This window comes from Halomonas huangheensis (assembly GCF_001431725.1).
In the GTDB taxonomy this organism is placed as follows: domain Bacteria; phylum Pseudomonadota; class Gammaproteobacteria; order Pseudomonadales; family Halomonadaceae; genus Halomonas; species Halomonas huangheensis.
The window spans coordinates 4,422,926-4,444,812 of record NZ_CP013106.1 but is presented as its reverse complement, the minus strand read 5'-3'; the positions used below and the strand labels follow the sequence as shown (position 1 = coordinate 4,444,812).

Below are 21,887 nucleotides of genomic sequence, written 5' to 3'. Positions count from 1 at the left end.
CTCAGCAACCGGATTCATCGCCAGCGATCACTCAGGAGTAGAGGCTTTTACCAGGTGCCAGCTGCTGTAGAGGCCAGGTATTGGCGTCTTGGCACGTGGCAGGTAGTGACCGATTGTGGTCAAGCGTATAACCGGGTGCCAGAATGGTGTTCTTTGATGGGCTGGTTGCACAAGGAGCGCTGCCGATGAAGTCAATGACCTGGGAGCGACTGCTGGATCCGGTTCGCCTGCATGATACACGTGGCACGGCACGTGATGAGGTGGGGCGTAGTCCCTTCCACAAGGATCATGATCGTATCGTCTTCTCCGGCTCCTTCCGTCGCCTTGGCCGCAAGACCCAGGTTCATCCTCTGGCGGACAACGATCATATCCATACCCGTCTGACTCATTCGCTGGAAGTCGGCTGTGTGGGGCGTTCACTGGGTATGAGTGTTGGAGAGTTACTTGGTGATCGGCTACCGGTCGGGATCACGTCGGCGGATCTCGGTGTGATCGTTCAAGCGGCCTGTCTTGGGCACGATATCGGTAATCCGCCCTTCGGCCATGCCGGCGAATATGCTATTCGCGACTGGTTCAAATCGGCTGAAGTACGGGGTACCGGATTGCTTGATGGATTGTCTGAGCTCGAGCGCAGGGATCTGTTGACCTATGAGGGTAACGCGCAGGGCTTCCGTATCGTTACCCAGATTGAATACAACCAGTTTCGCGGCGGCATGCGCCTTACCGCTGCAACGCTCGGTACACTGCTCAAGTACCCCTGGACGGCTAGCCATGGTGGCCAGAGCGGCAAGTTCAGCTGCTATCAGAGTGAACTTGCCCTGCTGGAACAGGTTGCTGATCACCTGGGGTTGCTTCCCCAGGGGCCACATCGCTGGTGTCGTCACCCGTTGGCGTGGCTGGTCGAGGCGGCGGACGACATCTGCTATGCGCTGCTCGACCTCGAGGATGGTGTGGAGATGGATATCCTCGCCTTCGATGAAGTCGCCCAGATCCTCACCCAGATTGCCGGCGGCGAGCCAGCCGATTACCGCGAGATGCAGGAGGCTGGTGTGTCTCAGCGGCGCCGCATCGCGGCGCTGCGTGGTGCGGCCATGGAGCGAGCGGTAAATGATGTCGGTCGAGTATTTGTCGAGCATGAGCACGAGCTGTTGCATGGCACCTTGCGCGACGACCTGCTCGAGCTGTGTCACCCGGACCTGGACTGGGGGGTCAAGCTGGCCAAGGAACTGGCGCGCAAGCGGATCTTCTGCAACACGCGCAAGGCCAAGCTGGAGATCGGTGCCTACACCACCTTGGGTATCCTGCTTGAGGCCTTCATCGGTGCCGCCCATGAGCTGCACTACACTGGCCACTCGAGCTTCAAGCATCAGCGTGTGCTGGCGCTGATCGGCGAAAATACGCCGTTGCCTTCCTGGTCACTGTATGACAGTTATCGCCGCATGCTCGACTTCATTGGCGGCATGACCGACCACTATGCAGTGGACCTTGCCCAGGAAATGGGCGGTAAGCTCAAGACGTCGTAATGCATGGCTACGGTCATGAAAATGCCATGAGCGGTTGGCACGCTGGCTACCATCCACGGAGGGAGGACTCATGTTCAGGCTGAACAGGAGCGTCTTGAAAGCAGTGCTATGTGGCTGCATGGTGCTGATGGTTGGCCTGTTGCTGGGCTCACCTCTGGTCAGTGCGCAGCAGCTGTTGTCAGATCGCGAACAGCAGCAGGCGCTGGACGATCTTGAGCGCAAGCACTTCGACAGCTATACCCTGGCGCTGACCTGGCACCCCGGGTTCTGTGCCACGCGCCGCCAACCGCCTCGCGAGTGTCGCGATCCGGTGTTGATGGCTGCGGCGGATGACGGCTTCGTTATTCATGGCCTCTGGCCGTCACGACCAGACCGCCTGATCGACGAGGGGCTGGATATCGATACCTGGCATCGTGAAGGCTGTTTCGTCGAGCATCGGCGCCCCCGAGGTGGTTTCTGTGAGATGGGACCGCCCATCGAGTTCGATACTGAGCTGGAGAATGCCTTGAATGCTTCGATGCCGGGTCGCGCCAGTTGCCTGGATCGTTACGAGTACGCCAAGCATGGTGCCTGTACGGGGGTGAACGAAGAGGACTTCTTCGAGGGGGCGATAGCACTGGCGGAAATCGTCAATGCCAGTGCGCTGGGCGATTTCATGCTCGCGCACCGTGGCGAGGAGGTCAGCCGCAATGCATTGATCACAGCCTTCGAGGATGCCTTTGGAGATGGCACCGGCTCAGCGCTCTCGTTGCAGTGCGGAGGGCCCAGTGATCGTTTTCTTACCGAGATTCGTATCGGCATCGATGCCGAGCGAGTCGATGACTTTCCATCAGCATCCAGCCTTGTCGATCAACCGCACGGACGTTGCCCGCGCTATATCGAGATACGCTCCTTCCGCTGAGGCAGATGGAGGCTTAGATGTCGTTCGCCAGCGGCGAGCCGCCATGCTGAGCACGCTTGCGCAGTGCCACGATCAGTCGGTCGTGAATTTCGCTGGGCAGCGATGCACCGCTACGGAGTTGGTTGATACTGTCGGCCAGACCGACGCCATCGACCACATCGAGGTCAGCACTCTGCACTTCCCTGACCACTTTCCAGCCAGGCAGGGCCAGAATGCCGTGGACCGGCACCTGTTGGCCCAGCTCGCGACTCAGCCAGGCACGTACCCAACTGGTAGCCTGGCGTGCCTTGCGTTGTGGCTTGCGTTCTTTCCAGCCCGGGAAACGCAGCCGTTCGTGCTCGACCGTCACGCTATCGAGAATCTCGCCGCTGGGTGCCATGACAGGAGTGCGTGCACGGACTTCAATCACGAACACGGCATATGGAGTGATGGCGACATGATCGATGATGAAGGTGTCAGCGGGTACATCATGGAAAACGTAGTAGGGATGGGCCTCGGGACGTATCAGGCGTTCCAGTTCCTGACCGATGGCCAGTTCGCAGGCGAGCCCCAGCTTGAGGCGTTGGATGCGTTGGTAATCTCGAATCAAGCGCAGGCTCACCAGCAGGGCAAGCAAGGTGCATAGGGCGCCGTAGAGAGCCCACTCCAACCAGTTCTGCTGCTCGGAGAACACCATGCGGCCCATGCCATAGACCAACGGGGCCAGCGTCAGGATAGGGCCCAGCGAGGCATTGAGGAACAGAGTGGCAAAGGCACGGTCGAGGCGGTCGCGTAGGCCCTGCCCTGGTTCGCACATCGGCTGAGCGTCGAGGGGAGAGCGTACACGGGCATCATGCAGGCTACGCAAAGCCACTACTACCACGGCAGCCGCGGCGAGCGGAAAGAGGAAGAACAGTGGCAGCACGTAGTCGAGCCAGGCCATTGGCACTCCTTGCCGATATCGGGGTTAGGGTCGCGACTATTGTAGACAACCACAGGGCCATGGGGCCACGCTTTGCGGGAAAAGAGCAATACTGGAGAGGTGCATGGCAGAACAAATGGATCAGCAGCACTCGATAGTCGCGGACCTGCGTGAGTTTGTCGAGCGTCATGCTCCGCTGGCGGTGTTGACGGGTGCTGGCATCAGTACGGCCAGCGGTATCCCTGACTATCGCGATGAACAGGGTGATTGGAAGCGTTCGCCACCGATTCAGCATCGTGCCTTCATGACTAGCCATATGGCTCGACAGCGCTATTGGGCGCGTGCCCTGATTGGCTTTCGTACCCTGGCGGATGCCCGTCCCAATGCTGCTCATTGGGCATTGGCGGAGCTGGAACGTCAGCAGCTGGTCAGTGGCATCATTACCCAGAACGTGGATGGGCTGCACCAACGAGCTGGTGCTGGACGCGTGGTGGACCTGCATGGACGTGCCGATCAAGTGATCTGCATGAGCTGCGGTGCCCGTCAGATGCGCCACGCTCTGCATGAGGAACTGTCACTCCGCAATCCCGGTTGGTGTAGTAAGGCTAGCCCAGCTCGGGCCGCGCCGGATGGTGACGCCGACCTGGAGACGGACTTCTCGTCCTTCGAGGTACCGGGTTGTGGTCGCTGTGGTGATGGTATCTGGAAGCCGGACGTAGTGTTCTTCGGCGACAATGTGCCGGCAGCGGTGAGCGCCAGCGCTCATCGGTTACTGCAGGAGAGCTCGGCGTTGCTGGTGGTTGGCTCGTCGTTGATGGTCTATTCGGGATTTCGTTTCGTGCGAGCCAGTGTGAAGGCAGGGCAACCCGTGGCCTGTATCAATCGCGGTCGTACTCGTGCCGATGACCTGCTTGCCCTGAAGATCGATGCCGCCGCTGAGGACGTGTTGCCCACACTGCTTGGAGATTGAGCCAGCCGGCGATGATCAGCCACCCGCCAGTTTGACCTTGAAGCCCTGACGTTCGAGTTCCGCCTTGAGCGTATCGCGGTGATCGCCCTGAATCTCGATCACGCCGTCCTTCAGTGCACCACCGGTACCACAGCGCTTCTTCAGCGTCTTGGCAAGTTCCTTCAACTCAGCCTCGGCCAGCGGTATACCGCTGATGGTTGTGACCCCTTTGCCCTTGCGTCCACTGGTTTCGCGCCGGATACGCACGATGCCGTCGAGGCTGGCGAGGCGTTCGGCATCGGCGTGCTCGGCACAAATACAGGCATCGCGCGGCTCGCGACATTCGGGACAGATATCGCCATGTTCAGTGGAATATACCAGGCCACTGAGTTGATCCTTGAGCGAAGCCATCGTTATCTCCTCAATGACGCCACGCTCAGCGCGCAAGCGTCAGTGCCAGGTTGTCGATCAGGCGTGTGGTACCGAGTCGTGCAGCAGCGAGCAGAATGGCATCATGAGTGGTCGCCGTGACGTTACTCAGATCAAGGGCACGTAGTTCCAGATAGTCAGGCTCGAAACCGGCGCGACGCAGACTCTCCAGACCTTGATGCAGTTGCGTATCGATATCGGCACCGGCTTCCAGTGCCGTACGCAGTTCCGCCAGAGTACCCTGCAGACGAGCGGCAGTGGCGCGTTGTTCATCACTCAGATAACCATTACGCGACGACAGGGCCAGGCCGGAAGCCTCGCGTACCGTGGGCACGCCCAGAATATCGATGGGCAGGTGCAAGTCCTGGACCATGCGACGAATCACTGCCAGCTGCTGATAATCCTTCTCGCCGAAACAGGCAACGTCGGGCTGGACGATGTTGAACAGCATGTTCACCACCGTCGAGACGCCGTCGAAGTGGCCCGGACGCGAGCCCCCGCAAAGGCCTTCGCTGACTTCGGGAACCTGTACCAGGGTCTGATTTGCCATGCCGCGTGGGTACATGAGGGCCGGTGTTGGGGTGAACACTAGATCGCAACCGCCCTCGCGCAGTTTGGTCAGGTCGTCATCGAGGGTTCGCGGATAGTTGTCGAGATCCTCGTTGGGCCCGAACTGCAGCGGGTTGACGAAGATCGAGGTGACCACCACATCGCACTGGGCACGTGCAGCTTCCACCAATGCCAGGTGGCCACGATGCAAGTTGCCCATGGTGGGCACCAACCCGATGCGGCGTCCGGCACGGCGGTGGGGCAGTAATGCCTCACGCAGGTCCTGAATACTGGCGTGGATATTCATGGGTCAGTCCTGGAAGCAGTGTTCGGCAGCAGGGAAGCGCCGGGCGAGTACATCCTCGTGATAGCGGTGAAACGCATCAGTGATGCCGTCGGCACCTTCGAGGAAGTTCTTCACGAAGCGAGGAGTGCGTCCATGCGTGACACCGAGCACATCGTGCATGACCAGAATCTGACCATCGGTGTCGGGGCCGGCACCGATACCGATGACCGGAACGTCCAGAGCCTCGGTTACTGCCTTGCCGAGGGAGGCAGGTACACATTCGAGTAGAATGACGGAAGCGCCGGCTTCAACCAGCAATTGGGCGTCATCGATGATGCGCTGTGCGGCTTCGGACTCACGGCCCTGTACCTTGTAGCCTCCCAATTGGTGGACAGTCTGCGGTGTGAGGCCGAGATGGGCGCAGATTGGTACGCCACGGCGAGTCAGCTCACGAATGTCGTCGGCCATCCAGCCTTCACCTTCAACCTTGACCAGTTCGGCACCGGCTCGCATCAGTTCGGCGGCGTTCTCGAGCAGCTTCTCGCGACTCGGATTGCCCATGAAGGGCAGATCAACCATCAGCAGGCTGTCGCCCTTGCCACGTGCCACGCAACGGGTGTGATAGACGATGTCATCGATCGTCACCGGTAGGGTGCTGTCATGGCCTTGCAGGACCATACCCAGCGAATCTCCGACCAGCAGTACATCGATGCCGGCACGGCCGGCCGCAGCGGCAAAGGAAGCGTCGTAGGCCGTCAGGCAACTGAATGCGTCACCGGCTTGTTTGCGAGCTCTCAGCGAACTCAAGGTTACGGAGGTCATGGCGTGTTCCTGCTCCTGAACGGTGTGGCAGGCATGGTGCCCGCCGCCAGGTGTTACAGAAGGCGGTGTTACCGAAAAACGGTGTTATTGGAAAAGTTGTTACCACGGATTGTTACTGATCAATGAAAGTGTGTCGATAGGTAGCACCTGTCGCGCTGGCTGCGCTCAGGTCGTTACCGGACGTACCTCGTCATTGGCCAGGTCCCTGGCGAGTTCGGCTGCCAATGCCGCAACGCGGCGCCCATTCGGCAACTCAAGTTCAGGTGCTATCTCGGACAGTGGCAATATCACAAAGGCGCGCTGGTGCATGTGAGGGTGGGGAAGCGTCAAGCGCGGATGATGCCAGTCCTGATTCTCGAACAACAATAGGTCAAGGTCGAGGGTGCGTGGTCCCCAATGACGTTGGCGCACGCGTCGATGGCGCTGCTCCAGGGCCTGGAGCTGATCCAGCAGAGCCAGTGGCGACAGTCGAGTATGAACCTGTGCTACCGCGTTGACGAAATCCGGCTGGTCCTGAGGGCCGACGGGTCGAGTGATATAGCGTTGTGAGGCGATTTCGAGCCGGCATAAGGGCAACTGGTCCAGCTCTGCCAACGCATCGAGGATTTGCTGGTGGGGTGAGCAGAGGTTACTGCCCAACCCGATCCAGGCACGTGCTTCGGTCATGGCGGGTTGCTCATGGCTGGCGATTCACGACGGATTATTCTGAGCTCGGTGGTGTTGAAGAGTCCGAGCGAGGCTTGCGCCGACGCCTGCGTCGCTTGCGTGGGCCAGGACTACTGGCTGGGTCTACGCCGACTTTTCCCAGTAGGCGACGTTGCTCATGATCATCGGCCTGCTGGAAGGCGGTCCACCAGTCACCCAAGCCCGGTTCGAGCTCTCCAGCGGCCTCGCGCAGCAACAGAAAATCATAGGCGGCACGAAAACGGGGGTGTTCCCGTGTCTGGAAAGCGCGTTTTCCGCGGCGCTGCGGAAGACGCTGCTGCAGATCCCAGATATCGCGCATCGGCATGCTGAAGCGTTTGGGAATCGAAACATGCTTCAGCTCGCGGCTGATCACCTGCTGTGCGGCGGCTTGCAGCGCAGGTACCGAAGGCATGCCATCGGCCTCGATATCGGCTTGACGGCGTTGTACTGGTCCCCACATGAACGCGGCCAGCAGGAATGCCGGAGTCACGGGGCGGTCGTCACGAATGCGTTGGTCGGTACTGGTCAGCGCCTGCTCGATGAGGCTCTCGAACCAGGGCAGTTCATCGATACACTCGTCAGCTTCCGGAAACAGCATGGCAAACAGGCCGTACTCACGCAGCAGTCGGTAGGTTGCCAGACCGTCACCGGAGAGGAACAGCTTGAGCAGTTCATCGAACAGGCGTGCTGGTGGAATCTGCAGCAGCAGTGGTGCGAGATCGTGAATCGGTGCTTCGGTTGCCGGCGCGAGATTGAAGTCCAGCTTGGCGGCGAAGCGAATCGCCCGCAGCATGCGTACCGGGTCTTCCCTGTAGCGAGTTGCCGGATCACCGATCAGGCGCAGGGTCCGCGACTCGATATCGTCGAGGCCGCCGGCAAAGTCATGAATGCTGAAGTCGGCAATGCTGTAGTACAGCGCATTGATGGTGAAGTCCCGACGAAGCGCATCTTCCTCGATATTGCCCCACACGTTGTCGCGCAGCAGCAGGCCGGCATCGGACTGAGCGGCAATATGGTCAGCATGATCGTCGCTGGGTTTGCCACGGAAGGTGGTGACCTCGATCACTTCACGACCGAAGCGCACGTGAACAATGCGGAAACGACGTCCGATGATTCGTGAATTGCGAAACAGCTGCTTGACCTGTTCGGGGGTGGCATTGGTGGCGACATCAAAATCCTTGGGCGTCATGCCCAGCAGGGAGTCGCGCAAACAGCCACCCACCAGAAAAGCATCATAGCCAGAATTGTGCAGGCGATACAGTACCTTGAGCGCAGCGTCACTGAACTGACTGCGCGATATCGGGTGTTCGTCGCGATGAATGACGCGAGGTGTCGGAGGGCCAGCTGCTGCTTCCTGCGGCCCGAACAGAGAACGAAAGTGCTCGCTGGGGCTTTGTAGAAAGCGGGTAAATCCTTTGATCATGCGGCGATATCGACTCGCGGCTACGGAAAGGTGATGAGTGTAGCGGACGCCTTACGCCTTGCAAAGCGCATCCGGATAGAAGGTCTCATGAAAGAGCCAGACATGAGAAGGGGGAGACCAATTCTGGCCTCCCCCGTCAAAGCAGGTTGCAGCGTCCGTGCTGCTGATTCTTCTTCGTGATGGCGCATCGCCTTGAATACGCACCACAGTCACCAAGAGAGATCAGGCAAGCGGTGTTCTTGTCTTTATTGGCGCTTCTGAGGGCGACCGTCTCGTATTCAAAACAATAATCCAACCACGACGGCATGGGGTAACATGCCTCCTCCCGGATTATTGGCATTGTTGCCGGGAGTGCGCTCCAGCGACCTTGTTGATGTTGTTGGTCGGTCGCTTCTGGCGCGTCGCGTCCTGGTACACCGGCTTCGTCGTATTGTTATTGTTCGACGAAGGAGCCACACCTGCCGCTTATTGTTGTTGTCGGCGCTGGGTGTGCAGTCATGTGACCTGCACTGTTCTTGTTCTTGTTGTTCAGTCAGGTCTGATCGCGGTTATCAGATATTGTTGTTGTTGACTGCCCGCGATCTCCGGAATTTGTTGTTCTTGCCAAGACTAACTGCAGTTCTCGTGCCTACTTTGATTTTTTTCTTTTATTTCAGCTGCTTGCCTCGTTGTGTTTGGGGTGAAGCAAGCAGCCGGGGCATTTGTGTTACCTCTTGCTACCCAATCTGGAGCACCGGCTGTGTGAGATGGTAACAACTGGTGCAAGACAGGGAGCTGGCGTGCAGGGCCTACAATGCCTGTATTTCGGATTACAGGCACTTGCACCATGGTCGTATGAACCAAAGGAGGGGGAGTTTTCGGGGGCGGATCTCTGGCAGGGAACTGCGATCGAGCCGCCCATCAGGCGTATTGAGTATTGCCGAGACGTTGGCGGGGAGCGGCTATTGCGTGTTGCGACGCGGTGGCTTGCGCCTCGGTATCCCAAGACGTTGACGCCTTTCCCACAAGCACTTGCGCGAGATGCCAAGCTTGTGTGCCAGTTCTGTTTCACTCATCTGATCCTGATGCTCAAGCACGAAATGCTGGAAGTAGTCTTCGAGTGAGAGGTCTTCTTCGTTGTCATTGTCGCGCGCTGGCTCGTTGCTGCTGGCCATGCCTGTCGCAGACGGGATGATACGTGACGCAGGAGCTGGACTGATACCCAGATCGTCTGGGTGAATCAGGTGGCCTTCAGCAAGAATCACGCCGCGCTCCAGTGCATTCTCCAGTTCACGGACGTTGCCGGGCCATGGATAGTCGCGAATGTGCTGGCGGGTGGCTCTGGACAACTGTAACTGTTCGCGGCCATGACGCTGGCAGGCCTTCTGCAGCAGCACATCAGCAATCTCAAGAATGTCTTCATCCCGCTCGCGCAGCGGTGGCAGGTCGATCTGCATGACATTGAGGCGGTAGTAGAGATCGAGTCGAAACTCGCCACTGCGTGATAAGGCTCGTAGGTCACGATGTGTGGCAGCGATCAGACGTACGTCCACGTGGCGGGTATCCACTGAGCCTATGCGCCGAATCTCACCTTCCTGTAGTACGCGCAGCAGCCGGGCCTGGGCGTCCAGTGGAAGTTCGCCGATTTCATCGAGAAACAGGGTGCCGCCATCCGCAGCTTCTACAAGACCGGTACGGGTGGTGGTTGCACCTGTGAATGCCCCTCTCTCGTGGCCGAAGAGTTCGGACTCGATCAAGGTTTCCGGGATGGCGGCACAGTTGACGCAGATCAGCGAACGATGAGCGCGTCCGCTTTGCTGATGCAGCGCTTTGGCCACCAGTTCCTTGCCGGTCCCGGATTCTCCCTGGATGAGGACGGTGACATTTGCCGGGGCGGTCTTGCGAATGCGGGTATAGACCACCTGCATGGCTGGGCAATTGCCAATCATGGTGCGACGGCTGCCACCGTCATCGGCGATTGCGGGTGGTTTGCTATGGCGGGCGGCCTGTTGATGGAGTATGCGTGACACCGTTTCCAGTAGTTCATCCGGGTCAGGAGGCTTGGCCACATAGTCCACAGCGCCAAGCTTCAGGGCATCGACCGCCGAACGCATGCTGGCATGGCTGGTGGTGATCAATACCGGTATGGGGCGGGCGAGCTGCACCAGCACAGTGCCGGGCTCGTCGGGTAGGCTCAGGTCACTGATAACCAGGTCGAAGCTATCGAGGTCATGCTGGCTAGCCTCATCCACGCAGTCCGCTTCCACCACGTCATGTTCGTGGCGCTCCAGCAGACGTTTTATGTTGCTACGACTGATGGGGTCATCATCAACAATCAGTATTCGACTGGTGTGAACAGACATCTTGCCCCCGGTTGTATCTGGTGGCGGCGTCACTCCGTGCCCCTGGCCGCTCCCTCGATATTGCCATGATGCTCTGCAACGATGGGTTAGGCCAGTCATGCCTGCAGTTCAGTCACAAGACCCAGGTGATTGGACGCTGACGGATTCTGGCGGCTCCTCAATGCCCAACTGCGCTGGACTCAAGGGCGTCGTGGTCACTGCAAGAGGATTCCAGTAGCGAATGGCTTCCCTGAGTTGGACACCAACCTCGGCACCCAGCAGTTCGGCTGCTGGCGTCTGGCCAAGTGCCTGAAGTGCCGCATGAAGCATGTTACGAATCGCGGCGGGGTCGGTCGGTAGCGGTTTGGCCAGATTCTGTTTTGACAACTTCTGACCATCGCCCCCCATCACCAGCGGCAAATGCAGATAGCGCGGTGTGGCATAACCAAGCGCCTGTTGCAGTTGAATCTGCCAGGGAGTGTTATCCAGCAGGTCGGTACCGCGTACCACATCGGTGATGCTCTGGCCGGCATCATCCACTACCACGGCCAACTGATAGGCCCATAATGCATCCTTGCGTTTCAGCACCACATCACCCAGCGCTGCTGGATCATGACGCTGCGGACCATGAACACGGTCGTGCCAGATGACCGGACGGGGCCCCAGGTCGCTGCGCAGGCGCCAGGCGACAGGCGATTCCGGGCGGCACACTCCTTTACGGCACCAACCCGGGTAGACAGCGTACTCGTTCCAGTCCTTGCGTGAGCAACTGCAGGGATAGGCGAGGCCCCGGTCGACCAGACGCTGCAGTGCGGCCTGATAGGCGTCGTGATGAAGGCTTTGATAGCTGACTTCACCATCCCAGTGCAGGCCAAAGGCTTCAAGCTGGCGGAGGATGGTCGCGCTGGTGCCTTTTGGGCAGCGTGGGGGGTCCACATCCTCGATGCGCACACTCCAACGGCCGCCTGCACTACGTGCATCCAGGTAGCTGGCCAGTGCGGCAAGCAGAGACCCTGCGTGCAGAGGGCCGGAGGGAGTCGGGGCAAAGCGGCCGTGGGGCACGGTCATTGTGGTGCGGTGTCTCCTGAAGTCGCAAACGGGCACCCAGGGGTGCCCGTGAAGTGCAGTGCGGTCAGGTGGGTTACCTGATGACGGTGATCAGCCGCCCAGTTGCTTTTCCTTGAGTTCAGCAAGGGTCTTGCAGTCCACACACAGGGTGGCGGTTGGGCGAGCTTCGAGGCGGCGGATACCGATTTCCACGCCGCAGGCTTCACAGAAGCCGTAGTCGTCCTCGTCGATCATCTCGAGGGTCTCGTTGATCTTCTTCAGCAGCTTGCGCTCGCGGTCGCGTGTGCGCAGCTCAAGACTGAAACCTTCTTCCTGAGTGGCCCGGTCAGCCGGGTCAGCATAGTTATTGGCTTCTTCCTGGAGGTGGCGAACGGTGCGATCGACTTCCTCCATCAGCTCCTGCTTCCAGCCCAGCAGGATCTGCCGGAAGTGCTCAAGCTGCTTCTCGTTCATGTATTCTTCACCCACAGCCGGTTCATACGGGGTGAATTTCCGGGGCGCTTCCGGCTTCTTTTCTGCTACTGGCATGGGACTGCCTCATTACTTTAGTGACTGCTGATCAATACCCCACACAAGGCCAAGGTATCTCACGCCAAAGGGAAGCTTGTTTAGCGAAATTTTAGCCGTAATGCAATACCTATGTGCGTCTTGTCTACGTTAACCCCACAAAAGTCTTAGCTTGGAAGGTTACCCGGTGTCGGGGGTAGTAGAATACGTTAAGGTGTTGGTTATATTGATTTATATCATCCGTCTCTGGAGAAGGTGATGGCCTGGAATGCAAGAGTGGAGGGCGTTGCCCCCTTTCGTGTCATGAGCTTGCTGGAAATGGCCCAGCAGCGCGAATCCGAGGGCCATGATGTGATCCATCTTGAGGTGGGCGAACCAGACTTTGCCTCGCCGCCTTCTGTTGTTGCGGCAGCTCAACAGGCGCTCGCTCAAGGCCGGACACGTTACACTCCCGCCACCGGGATTGCTCCTCTGCGTGAGGCCATCGCCGGTCACTATCGCCAGCATTTCTCCGCCGAGGTTGATCCGCAGCGCATCATTGTGACTCCGGGAGCCTCTGGCGCCCTGATGCTGGCCAGTCAATTGCTGGTGGGCGCGGGGGATCGCGTGTTGATGGCCGATCCCAATTACCCATGCAATCGCCATTTCATGGCGCTGGCGGGTGCCAGTGTGGATGCGGTGTCGGTCAGCGCGGAAAGTGGTTGGCAGCTCACCGCCGAACTGATCGAGCAGCATTGGCAGGATGACACACGCCTGGCGATGCTGGCCTCTCCTTCCAACCCTACCGGGCACGTTCTCGCGGCTGATGAGTTGGGTAAGGTGGTCAACAGCGTCAAGGCGCGAGGTGGGCATCTGCTGGTCGATGAGATCTACCAGGGACTCAACTTTGGTATGGCGCCGCTGTCGGTGGCTTCGATGAGCGATAGCGCCTTTGTCGTCAACAGTTTCTCCAAGTACTTCGGCATGACGGGTTGGCGGCTGGGCTGGCTATTGGCCCCTGAGGAGGCTGTGGAGCCATTGACGCGCCTGGCACAGAACATGTTCCTGGCGCCGTCGACTCCGGCCCAGTACGCTGCGCTGGCGGCGTTCACCCCGGAGTGTCGAGAGTTACTCGAGGCTCGCCGCAAGGAGCTGGAGGCGCGTCGCAATGCCTTGCTCGAAGGCCTTGCAAGGCTAGGGCTTGCTCCAACTCTGGCGCCTCAGGGAGCCTTCTATGTGTGGTTGGATATCTCGGCTCTGAGCACCGACAGCGAAGTCTTCTGCCGCCGATTGCTGGAGCAGCACAATGTGGCGATTACCCCGGGGACCGATTTTGCTGTTCAGGGGGGCGAGCATCATGTTCGCATAGCCTTCACCACTTCGGTGCCGCGCCTCGAGGAAGCCCTCGAGCGTCTGCAGCGCTTTATCGCCGAGCAGGGGTAAGTTACAGCATGGATTATCCACAACTGGTCAGCGGTACCCTGCTGCAGCGCTACAAGCGTTTCTTCGCCGATGTCCGCCTGGATGATGGACGTGAGGTGGTGGCGCACTGCCCCAATACCGGTTCAATGCGTGCCGTGAATGTGCCGGGCAGCCGGGTATGGTTGGCGGCCAGTGATAACCCGGCCCGCAAGCTCCAGTGGACCTGGGAGTTGGTCGAGCTGGAGCAGCCGGATGGCAGCCTTGCGTTGGCCTCGGTGCATACCGGGCGCGCCAATCGCATTGTCGAGGAAGCATTGGGTGGCGCACGGGCGCCGGAGGCGTTGCGAGGCTATGCACGTCTGGCGCGTGAAGTGAAGGCTGGAGAGTCGCGACTCGACTTCTGCCTGGAAGATGAGGATCGCGGACGTTGCTACGTGGAGGTCAAGCAGGTCACGTTACGTGAGGCCGATGGTCACGGCTATTTCCCTGATGCGGTAAGCGTGCGTGGTCGCAAGCACCTGGAGTGTCTTGCCGAATTGGTCGCGCAAGGTAATCGAGCAGTGCTGCTGTTTCTGGTTGCCCACGAAGGCATTGCCGATGTAGCGCCCGCCGCACACATCGACCCTGCCTATAGCGAAACGCTGGCGCGAGTAGTGGGCCAGGGGGTTGAAGTGATGGCCTGTGGTATCGAGGTCGACCGTGATGCCGCATCCGCTCCGGCCCGCATCCGTATGGGTCCTGAACTAGCTGTACAGATTCCCGATGGTGCCTGAGGTGGCTGGTGTTCCTTGCTGGGTGATCCAGCGAGAGTCTAGCGAGAGGGGGGGCAATTCGGCAGGGCTGCGAGCATGCGTTCCATGGCCGCGATGCCAGTCGTGCCGGCGGTGACCTGTTGCCACCAGAGATGGTGGATGCCGCGTACACGAATGGTGATGCGCGGTATACCCAACACCTGAGCCATGGCCAGGCGGTGTAGTCCCTTGTTGATCTTTACCAGCCCGCCGTTGCGGTCGACCGCTGCAGCCAGTGGGTCCTTTCCCAGCTGGTTGTCGAAACCAAAGCAGGCCATTGACTCCATATACAGCACATATCGACGCAGATAGGCATGGATCCGTTCGGGGCGATCCAGCATGATGCCATCGGAGTGCGAAGCGATTGGGTTGCCGTGTGCAAGACGCTCTGCCAATTGATGGTAGCTGCGGCTGTTGCATAGATTGCGACGGTGTTCCCAGATATCGGTGATGAAGTGCATACGTCGACTGGCACGGAAGTACTCCAGGCGCTGATCCCAGTCTCCGTCCCACAACAGTCGTTTGTTGATACCATGCCGAACTCGCCGGTCGGGGAAGGAGCGCGGATAGTTCATGTTGCGTACCAGGTCGCGGGGCGTAACTTCGATATCCAGTGCCTGCTGGAAACGCGCTTCAACACTATGCCGCGGGAGCCCCCATCGTTCGATGTGTTGCGCGCCAGGTAGCTGATGCATCCAGATGGTCAGCATCGAGTTGGCAAGCGGCTGTACTACATACTGGTCGACATGCTGTTTGGTACGTAGGGAAAGGCGTGACAGGCGCATGCGCGGTGCCAGAATCGGGTCAAACAGTCTGGGATCAGCGTTTTCGCCGCTGGGCGTCAGTGGCATCTGAGACTGTACTGACAGCACCTCGAATGCTTCGGTCAGACGTGTTCTCAACCGATCGCTGACCTTACCGGGCGTCAGGCATTCGGCAAGGTTCCATAGCCGGTGAGTGGCCAGCGTTTCATGGCGCTCCATCGGCGGCGGTAGTTCGACAGGCTCCAGGTGGTTATACCCGGATGCCTCGGGATCGAAGGCTTCGCGGTATGGGGCGCTGAGTTGGCTGTTCAGACGATTGCCAAGGATATGCATCAGCCAGTGGCCCGGTAGCTCCTCCGCTGCATCGAAACGCCAGGCATTCTGCCAGGCAAGATAAAGTGTGTCGTGGACGATATCTTCAACTTCCTCGTGCGCTTCGACATACTGTTGTGTCACCGCCACCAGGCCGGGCAGGGCTTGCATAGCCAGGGTCTTGAGCCCTGCCAGAGTACCGTCGGCACAGGCATTGAGCGCGTCTGCCAGGTCCGCGCACACGACTGCTGTTGACGCATTATTCGTCACGATAGAACCGCTGGATAAAGCTGACAGAGTGGGGAGCCGCATTGCGCTCCAGCTGCACATCGAGACGGAAGCGCATTGGACCAGTGTAGTCTATCGGAAAGGTAGCAATCGACGAGACACCTCCACTGGCCTCGCGAACACGGCGAAACGCCAGTGGCTGCGGTGACCCCGTCAATGTACTCAGATTGCCATTGACCGCGACATTGCGGGACTCGCCATGGGCGTTGAGTACGCTGATTGTCACCATGCCTAGCCCTGGGGCACGCTCAAGTCCGAGGCGTGCGGAGACTTCTTCTGGAATGAAGGTCGTCTCGATGGCGTTGTAATGGATCTCACTGGAACCTGCACGCTCTGACTGCTGGGCAGAAGCAGCGGCGCTGACAAGCAACAACAGTAGCAGGCCAGGGAGGAGACCCCGTGCCAATGGGCATCGCCTCCTGCCTTGCGGTGACGTGACACCAGTTACTGCAGGATCAGGCCCGCGGAAGAATGTCATGCTGGTGCCTCTCAAGTTTGCTGCCGTGCATCTGCCACCATTCTCCTGTGCGGTACTCAGTCCTGGCGAGTGACACGAAAGATCGCGATTTCACCAAACAGGTTCGGCCATAGTCGTGACATCAGCCGCCCTTCGTGATTCTTGATACCTACGGCCCGGTCAACAATGGTCAGGCCCTTGTCACGGCATAACGCCTCGAAGTCATTGAACGTCGATAGGTGGATATTGGGTGTATCGTACCAGGCGTGTGGCAGTGACTTCGACACTGGCATATAGCCGCGCATTCCTAAATGTACGCGGTGCCGCCAGTAGGCGAAGTTGGGGAAGGTAATGATGCACTCCCTCGCTACGCGTAGCATCTCGTCAAGCATACGATCCGGGCGCCGCAGTGCCTGTAGCGCCTGGGTCATGATCACCAGGTCACAAGCGTCATCCTCGAAGTTGGCAAGGCCTTCGTCGAGGTTCTGTTCGATAACGCTGACTCCCTTGCGGATGCAAGCGGTGATGCCATCCGGGTCGATTTCCAGCCCGTAGCCCTGCACGTTCTTGTCGCGGGCCAGAGAATGCAGCAGGGTGCCGTCGCCGCAACCCAGATCGAGCACGCGAGAGTTGGCTGGCACCCATTGATGTATCAGTGTCAGATCAGAGCGCATGGGCGGTTTCCTCGGTCGATATGGCTGACAGGCCAAGGTCATCCGCAACACGGCGCATGAAGCCGGCAAAGACGTCCTGATAACGTGGCTCGGGCATCAAGAAAGCGTCGTGCCCATGAGGAGACTCGATATTGGCATAGCTTACGGATTTTCCTGCGCGAATCAGTGCATTGACCAACTCGCGTGAGCGCAATGGCGGGAAGCGCCAATCCGTAGTGAAGCTCACCACCAGGAACGGACACTGGGCTGGCGCGAGCGCCATGGATAGATCGCCCTGGTGCTCGGCTGCAGGGTCGAAGTAATCCAGCGCCTTGGTCATCAACAGATAGGTATTGGCATCAAAGGAGTTGGAAAAGGTATCTCCTTGATAGCGCAGATAGGACTCGACCTGGAATTCGACGCCAAAACCGAAGTTGAGGTCATCACTGCGCAGGTCGCGGCCGAACTTGGTGCCCATCGCGTCTTCGGACAGGTAGGTGATATGCCCCACCATGCGCGCCAGTTTCAGCCCCTGGCGCGGTAGAGTGTCGTGATTGGCATAGTGGCCAGCATGAAACTCGGTGTCGGAGCGAATCGCCTGGCGTGCCACTTCGTTGAAAGCGATATTCTGTGCCGACAGCTTGGGTGTCGCCGCGATGACAGCAGCATTGGCAACGCGTTGTGGATAGGACAGCGTCCACTGCAGTGCCTGCATGCCACCAAGACTGCCACCGATCACCGCAGCAAAACGCTCGATCCCCAGGTGGTCCGCCAGGCGAGCCTGGCTGTCGACCCAATCGACAACTGTCACCATCGGGAAGTCCGGTCCCCAGAGGCGGCCGCTCTCGGGGTTGATGCTCGATGGGCCGGTGGAGCCGTGACAGCCCCCCAGGTTGTTGAGTGAGACAACGAAGAAACGCTCGGTGTCGATGGACTTGCCCGGGCCGATATGCGCATCCCACCAGCCAGGTTTGCGATCACCCTCGTCGTGGTAGCCGGCGGCGTGGTGATGGCCGGACAATGCATGACAGATGAGTACGGCATTACTGCGCTCGGCGTTGAGCGTGCCGTAGGTCTCATAGACAAGGTCATAGGCCGGCAACGTTCTGCCGCAGGCCAGGGGCAGAGGGTCGTCGAAGTGGGCCTTCTGCGGCCTCACCAGACCAACCGAATCGCGAGGCTGCTCGGGCATCAGTCTGTATTCGTCCAGTCAGAGTTCAATGTTGTCATTGAATGTTGTCTTGGCTCTCGGTGGCGATGGGCCTGAGAGGTGTCAAAATACCGCCAGTAGCGCTGGTGTACCTGAGGCCACCGTGCGGATCAGCGATCCGACCACAATACCATCGATCAGGTTGATGCCGATGAACACCACGATCGGTGACAGGTCCAGCATACCCAGCGGTGGGATGATGCGACGCACCGGTGACATGATCGGTTCCACCAGTTGCATGACCAGCAATGCCCCGGGATGACTGGCTCGCGGCGCCACCCAACTGAGGATGATCATGATGATCAGCGCGTAGAAATAGATGTCGAGGATGGTGCTGGCCAGGAAGGTGACGCCTGCAATCGCCAGGCTGTCGATACGCGGCATGCCGGCACCGGCCAGCTGCAGTAGCGCCACCATGACCAGCACCTTGAGTACAAATCCGGCGGCCAATGTCGCGAGATCAAAGCGCCCCATCACGGGACCCAGTACGCTCTGGAAAGGACGCACGACAGGCTGGGTGATTTTCACCACTGACTGGCTCAGAGGATTGTAATAGTCTGCCTGTGAAGCCTGTAGCAGAAAACGCAGCATCATCAGGAACAGGTAGATATTGACCAGCGTGTTGACCAGGTCGAGGCCGGTGTTTCCCAGGTGACTGCCCATGTGGGCTCCTCCGTCGTTGATTAACTCTTGCCGAGTTCGGCAGACATTTCGCGAGCCCGATTGGCGCAGGCCTGCATGGCCCCATCCAGAGTGTCACGCAGCCCGGCCTGTTCCAGATGGGCAACTGCCCTTTCTGTGGTACCGCCTGGTGACATTACATTGCGTTTAAGGTCTGCTGGCGACTTGTCGCTGTGCAGGGCCATGGTGGCCGCACCCAAGGCAGTCTGCATGGCCAGCCGTCGTGCAGTCTCTGCATCCAGCCCCAGCTTTACACCGGCTTCTTCCATGGCCTCGAACATCAGGAAGAAGTAGGCCGGTGCACTGCCTGAAACTGCAGTGACAGCATCAATAAGCGACTCCTCCTCGACCCAGGCCGCAATGCCGACGCTTTCCATCAGTTGAGTAGCCAGCTCGCGCTGCGTGCCGTTGACATTGGCATTGGCAAACAGTCCGCAAGCACCGGCCCCCACCAGCGAAGGCGTGTTGGGCATACAGCGGATCACCGGTAGGTCACCGCCCAGCCAATGTTCCAGAGATTCCGCCGAAAGCCCGGCAGCGATGGAAATGATCAGCGGGCGTGATCCTTGAATCGTATCGCGGAGACTCTCACAGACCTGGCGCATGATCTGGGGCTTGACCGATAGTACAACGACATCGGCGACGGCGATGGCGGCCAGATTATCGGTACTGGTATTGATCCCCAACTTTTCGTGCAGAGGCTGGAGTGTCGACTCACGAGTTGCTGTGGCGGTTATGGATGCGGCGGGGTAGCCGCTCTGGACCATGCCGGCCATGATCGCGCCGGCCATATTGCCGGCGCCAATGAAGGTTACGTTGCTGGCCATGCTGGGCTCCTTTCCTTTCAGTTCGTCGGCGCCCGTTGGCGGGCGGATTGCCTGTGGTGGTCGAGTTTCATGTGGCGATCGAATTGTTAGTGGCGGGCGCCGAAGATAGCAGTTCCCAGGCGAACCATGGTGGCACCCTCGAACACTGCGGCTTCGAGATCACCGCTCATGCCCATTGACAGTGTGTCGAGTTGAGCGTGCGGCAGTGTCGAGCGCAACTGCTCCAGTGCACCACGCAGGATAGCGAAGGGCTCACGTTGGCGCTGCGGATCGTCGCAGGGAGCAGGGATCGCCATCAAGCCCCGCAGCTCCAGACGTGGTAGCGAGGTAACCAGTTCAGCCAGCTGTGGCAGCTCGTCAAGACTCACCCCTGACTTGGAAGACTCGCCGCTGATATTGACCTGCAGACAGACCTGCAGTGGGCCCAGTGAATCCTCGCGCTGGTCGGAGAGGCGGCGAGCGATCTTCTCGCGATTGACGCTATGGACCCAGTGAAAATGATTGGCGACCTCGCGAGTCTTGTTCGACTGCAATGGGCCAATGAAATGCCAGATGATGTCGTCGAGATCACTGAGCTGCTGTTGCTTGTCGAGCGCTTCCTGAACGTAGTTCTCGCCGAACTCGCGTTGCCCATTCTGCCAGGCCTCACGCACCAGCTCGGCAGGCTTGGTCTTGCTCACTGCCAGCAGGGACGCGTCATCCGAGTTGCGTCCAGCATCCTGCAATGCGCGCGAGAGGCGCTGCCGGGCAGATGTCAGAGCATCGGCGATCATGGTGGTCATCGGCCTGGGTGTCCTTTGGTCAAGCTTGCCTGCTTCCCTGAGACCAGGGACAGGTCGAGAAACGATAGGATATTACCGAACAGACAGGACTGTCGGCAAAGTAAACCGAGGTCTGCCCCGAGGAGGGTGTCCAGAGGCTACTCTCCTCGGGCCAATGGTTAGCTGGCGTAGACTCCTCCCAGCACTCTAGGGCCTGCTGCGCCGGTTACTGTAGGCAAGTTCCCGGGATGCTCCAGTAGCCGTTGGCGAGCCAGCCAGGCAAAAGCAGCAGCTTCCAGCCAATCGGCAGGCCAGCCGAGGCTTTCACTATCCAGCAGGTTGGCGTCAGGGAGCTGGTTGCTCAGACGGCGCAGTAAGTCACGGTTGCGCGCACCGCCACCACAGGGGATCAACTCCAGTTGCGGGGGAGCGTCCATTTGTTCGCTGGCCATCTTGAGCCCCATAGCGATACTCACCGCCGTCAACTCGGCCAGGGTGGCCTGCACATCCTGAGGAGATTCATCGCCGCTCAAGGAGCGCTGCAGCCAATCGAGGTGGAATAGCTCACGGCCGGTGCTACGCGGTGGCGGTAGATGGAAGAAGGGTTCGCTCAGTAGTCGGGCGAGTAATGCCTGGTCGACATGGCCGCCGGCTGCCCAGGCGCCATCAGCGTCGAAGCGACCCTTGCGGTGACGCTCGTGCCAGGCATCGAGTAGAGCGTTGGCCGGGCCGGTATCGAACCCGAGTGCGGAGGAAGAAGCTTCGCTGGGAGGCAACAGGGTCAGATTGGCAAAGCCGCCAAGATTCAGCACTGCACGCCAGTTGCCATGTTGGCTGAAGACCGCCTGATGGAATATAGGTGCCAGCGGCGCGGCCTGGCCTCCGGCGGCAAGGTCGCGGCGGCGAAAGTCCGCGACCACGCAACAGCCGGTCAATTCAGCAAGGCGGCTGGGATTGTCCAGTTGAAGGGTATAGGCGGGGCCACCGTCATGACCGTAGGGCGCATGCTCGATGGTTTGCCCATGGCTGCCAATGGCGGTGATCTGGTCTGGGCTTAGCGACCGGTGTTCCAGCAGTACTTCTACCGCATGCGCCTGGCACTGGCTGAATGCTTCCTCTGCATAGGCCAGGTCGGCAAATGCCACTTCATTCTGGTGACAGAGTTGCCACAGTATCCGGCGCAGTTCAGCGGGCAGTTCTTCGCCGTGGGTCGCTTCAAGCCAGGGCGTGCCGAAATCGTCGAAGCTGACCAGGGCGGCATCGATGCCATCCAGACTGGTTCCTGACATGAGACCGATATAGCGCTGCATGAGGCTGCCCTTTCAACCGAGGGAAAAGTTCATGGTAACATCCCGGCCATTCTTTATATGCCCCAG

22 protein-coding genes are annotated in these 21,887 nt (G+C 59.4%); 5 read left to right on the top strand and 17 right to left on the bottom strand.

Features of this window, described 5'->3' with window-relative positions:
- Window positions 1–185 precede the first annotated feature (185 nt).
- Both AR456_RS19265 and AR456_RS19260 read left to right on the top strand, forming a co-directional pair.
- Window positions 186–1,523 (top strand): deoxyguanosinetriphosphate triphosphohydrolase, encoded by a 1,338-nt coding sequence (locus AR456_RS19265; protein WP_031207975.1) that lies wholly within the window; start codon window positions 186–188, stop codon window positions 1,521–1,523.
- A 103-nt stretch (window positions 1,524–1,626) separates the two neighbouring features.
- Window positions 1,627–2,424: a ribonuclease T2 family protein gene (locus tag AR456_RS19260; RefSeq protein WP_236995585.1), complete on the top strand. Its 798-nt coding sequence runs from the start codon at window positions 1,627–1,629 to the stop codon at window positions 2,422–2,424.
- A gap of 13 nt (window positions 2,425–2,437) precedes the next feature.
- Here the strand turns inward: AR456_RS19260 and AR456_RS19255 are convergent, their stop codons facing one another.
- Window positions 2,438–3,346: a nuclease-related domain-containing protein gene (locus AR456_RS19255; protein WP_021819221.1), complete on the bottom strand. Its 909-nt coding sequence runs from the start codon at window positions 3,344–3,346 to the stop codon at window positions 2,438–2,440.
- Window positions 3,347–3,449: 103 nt separating this feature from the next.
- On the opposite strand from AR456_RS19255, the gene AR456_RS19250 reads away from it, so the two are divergent.
- A complete protein-coding gene (locus AR456_RS19250) occupies window positions 3,450–4,295 on the top strand; it encodes an NAD-dependent protein deacetylase (RefSeq protein ID WP_021819220.1) in 846 nt (281 codons plus the stop codon).
- Window positions 4,296–4,310: 15 nt separating this feature from the next.
- Here the strand turns inward: AR456_RS19250 and AR456_RS19245 are convergent, their stop codons facing one another.
- The 8 genes from AR456_RS19245 to dksA all read right to left on the bottom strand — a co-directional run bounded on the left by AR456_RS19245 (window position 4,311) and on the right by dksA (window position 12,387).
- Entirely contained in the window at window positions 4,311–4,685 is a 375-nt protein-coding gene (locus AR456_RS19245; RefSeq protein ID WP_021819219.1) for a translation initiation factor Sui1, read from the bottom strand.
- Between the two features lie 25 nt (window positions 4,686–4,710).
- A complete protein-coding gene (gene panC / locus AR456_RS19240; RefSeq protein WP_021819218.1) occupies window positions 4,711–5,559 on the bottom strand; it encodes a pantoate--beta-alanine ligase in 849 nt (282 codons plus the stop codon).
- A gap of 3 nt (window positions 5,560–5,562) precedes the next feature.
- Complete coding sequence (panB, locus tag AR456_RS19235; RefSeq protein WP_021819217.1) at window positions 5,563–6,360, bottom strand: 3-methyl-2-oxobutanoate hydroxymethyltransferase; 798 nt, start codon at window positions 6,358–6,360, stop codon at window positions 5,563–5,565.
- 165 nt (window positions 6,361–6,525) lie between these two features.
- Entirely contained in the window at window positions 6,526–7,026 is a 501-nt protein-coding gene (gene folK / locus AR456_RS19230; RefSeq protein WP_021819216.1) for a 2-amino-4-hydroxy-6-hydroxymethyldihydropteridine diphosphokinase, read from the bottom strand.
- A 34-nt stretch (window positions 7,027–7,060) separates the two neighbouring features.
- Window positions 7,061–8,470, bottom strand: a complete 1,410-nt coding sequence (pcnB, locus tag AR456_RS19225; protein ID WP_021819215.1) for a polynucleotide adenylyltransferase PcnB — start codon at window positions 8,468–8,470, stop codon at window positions 7,061–7,063.
- Between the two features lie 941 nt (window positions 8,471–9,411).
- Window positions 9,412–10,812 carry a sigma-54-dependent transcriptional regulator gene (locus AR456_RS19220; RefSeq protein WP_021819214.1) on the bottom strand — a complete coding sequence of 467 codons (1,401 nt, stop codon included), beginning with the start codon at window positions 10,810–10,812 and terminating at the stop codon, window positions 9,412–9,414.
- Between the two features lie 108 nt (window positions 10,813–10,920).
- The gene (gene gluQRS, locus AR456_RS19215) at window positions 10,921–11,859 is read right to left on the bottom strand and encodes a tRNA glutamyl-Q(34) synthetase GluQRS (RefSeq protein ID WP_021819213.1); all 939 of its coding nucleotides are present in this window, start codon (window positions 11,857–11,859) and stop codon (window positions 10,921–10,923) included.
- Window positions 11,860–11,949: 90 nt separating this feature from the next.
- On the bottom strand, window positions 11,950–12,387 hold the full coding sequence (gene dksA, locus AR456_RS19210) for an RNA polymerase-binding protein DksA (protein ID WP_021819212.1): 438 nt from the start codon (window positions 12,385–12,387) through the stop codon (window positions 11,950–11,952).
- Window positions 12,388–12,624: 237 nt separating this feature from the next.
- On the opposite strand from dksA, the gene AR456_RS19205 reads away from it, so the two are divergent.
- Complete coding sequence (locus AR456_RS19205) at window positions 12,625–13,788, top strand: aminotransferase class I/II-fold pyridoxal phosphate-dependent enzyme (RefSeq protein WP_021819211.1); 1,164 nt, start codon at window positions 12,625–12,627, stop codon at window positions 13,786–13,788.
- 8 nt (window positions 13,789–13,796) lie between these two features.
- A complete protein-coding gene (gene sfsA / locus AR456_RS19200) occupies window positions 13,797–14,540 on the top strand; it encodes a DNA/RNA nuclease SfsA (RefSeq protein WP_021819210.1) in 744 nt (247 codons plus the stop codon).
- 38 nt (window positions 14,541–14,578) lie between these two features.
- Here the strand turns inward: sfsA and AR456_RS19195 are convergent, their stop codons facing one another.
- The 8 genes from AR456_RS19195 to AR456_RS19160 all read right to left on the bottom strand — a co-directional run bounded on the left by AR456_RS19195 (window position 14,579) and on the right by AR456_RS19160 (window position 21,821).
- The gene (locus AR456_RS19195; RefSeq protein ID WP_162148481.1) at window positions 14,579–15,904 is read right to left on the bottom strand and encodes a hypothetical protein; all 1,326 of its coding nucleotides are present in this window, start codon (window positions 15,902–15,904) and stop codon (window positions 14,579–14,581) included.
- Window positions 15,894–16,328 (bottom strand): DUF4426 domain-containing protein, encoded by a 435-nt coding sequence (locus AR456_RS19190; RefSeq protein WP_021819208.1) that lies wholly within the window; start codon window positions 16,326–16,328, stop codon window positions 15,894–15,896. Before AR456_RS19190 ends, AR456_RS19195 begins: the two co-directional genes overlap by 11 nt.
- A 128-nt stretch (window positions 16,329–16,456) precedes the next feature.
- Window positions 16,457–17,053 (bottom strand): methionine biosynthesis protein MetW, encoded by a 597-nt coding sequence (gene metW / locus AR456_RS19185; RefSeq protein WP_021819207.1) that lies wholly within the window; start codon window positions 17,051–17,053, stop codon window positions 16,457–16,459.
- The gene (gene metX, locus AR456_RS19180; RefSeq protein ID WP_021819206.1) at window positions 17,043–18,224 is read right to left on the bottom strand and encodes a homoserine O-succinyltransferase MetX; all 1,182 of its coding nucleotides are present in this window, start codon (window positions 18,222–18,224) and stop codon (window positions 17,043–17,045) included. The genes metW and metX overlap by 11 nt, the downstream gene beginning before the upstream one ends.
- A gap of 81 nt (window positions 18,225–18,305) precedes the next feature.
- Window positions 18,306–18,905: a YggT family protein gene (locus AR456_RS19175; protein ID WP_021819205.1), complete on the bottom strand. Its 600-nt coding sequence runs from the start codon at window positions 18,903–18,905 to the stop codon at window positions 18,306–18,308.
- Between the two features lie 20 nt (window positions 18,906–18,925).
- Window positions 18,926–19,750 (bottom strand): pyrroline-5-carboxylate reductase, encoded by an 825-nt coding sequence (proC, locus tag AR456_RS19170; RefSeq protein ID WP_021819204.1) that lies wholly within the window; start codon window positions 19,748–19,750, stop codon window positions 18,926–18,928.
- 86 nt (window positions 19,751–19,836) lie between these two features.
- The gene (locus AR456_RS19165) at window positions 19,837–20,532 is read right to left on the bottom strand and encodes a YggS family pyridoxal phosphate-dependent enzyme (RefSeq protein WP_021819203.1); all 696 of its coding nucleotides are present in this window, start codon (window positions 20,530–20,532) and stop codon (window positions 19,837–19,839) included.
- 158 nt (window positions 20,533–20,690) lie between these two features.
- The gene (locus AR456_RS19160) at window positions 20,691–21,821 is read right to left on the bottom strand and encodes an anhydro-N-acetylmuramic acid kinase (protein WP_021819202.1); all 1,131 of its coding nucleotides are present in this window, start codon (window positions 21,819–21,821) and stop codon (window positions 20,691–20,693) included.
- Window positions 21,822–21,887: the final 66 nt, after the last annotated feature.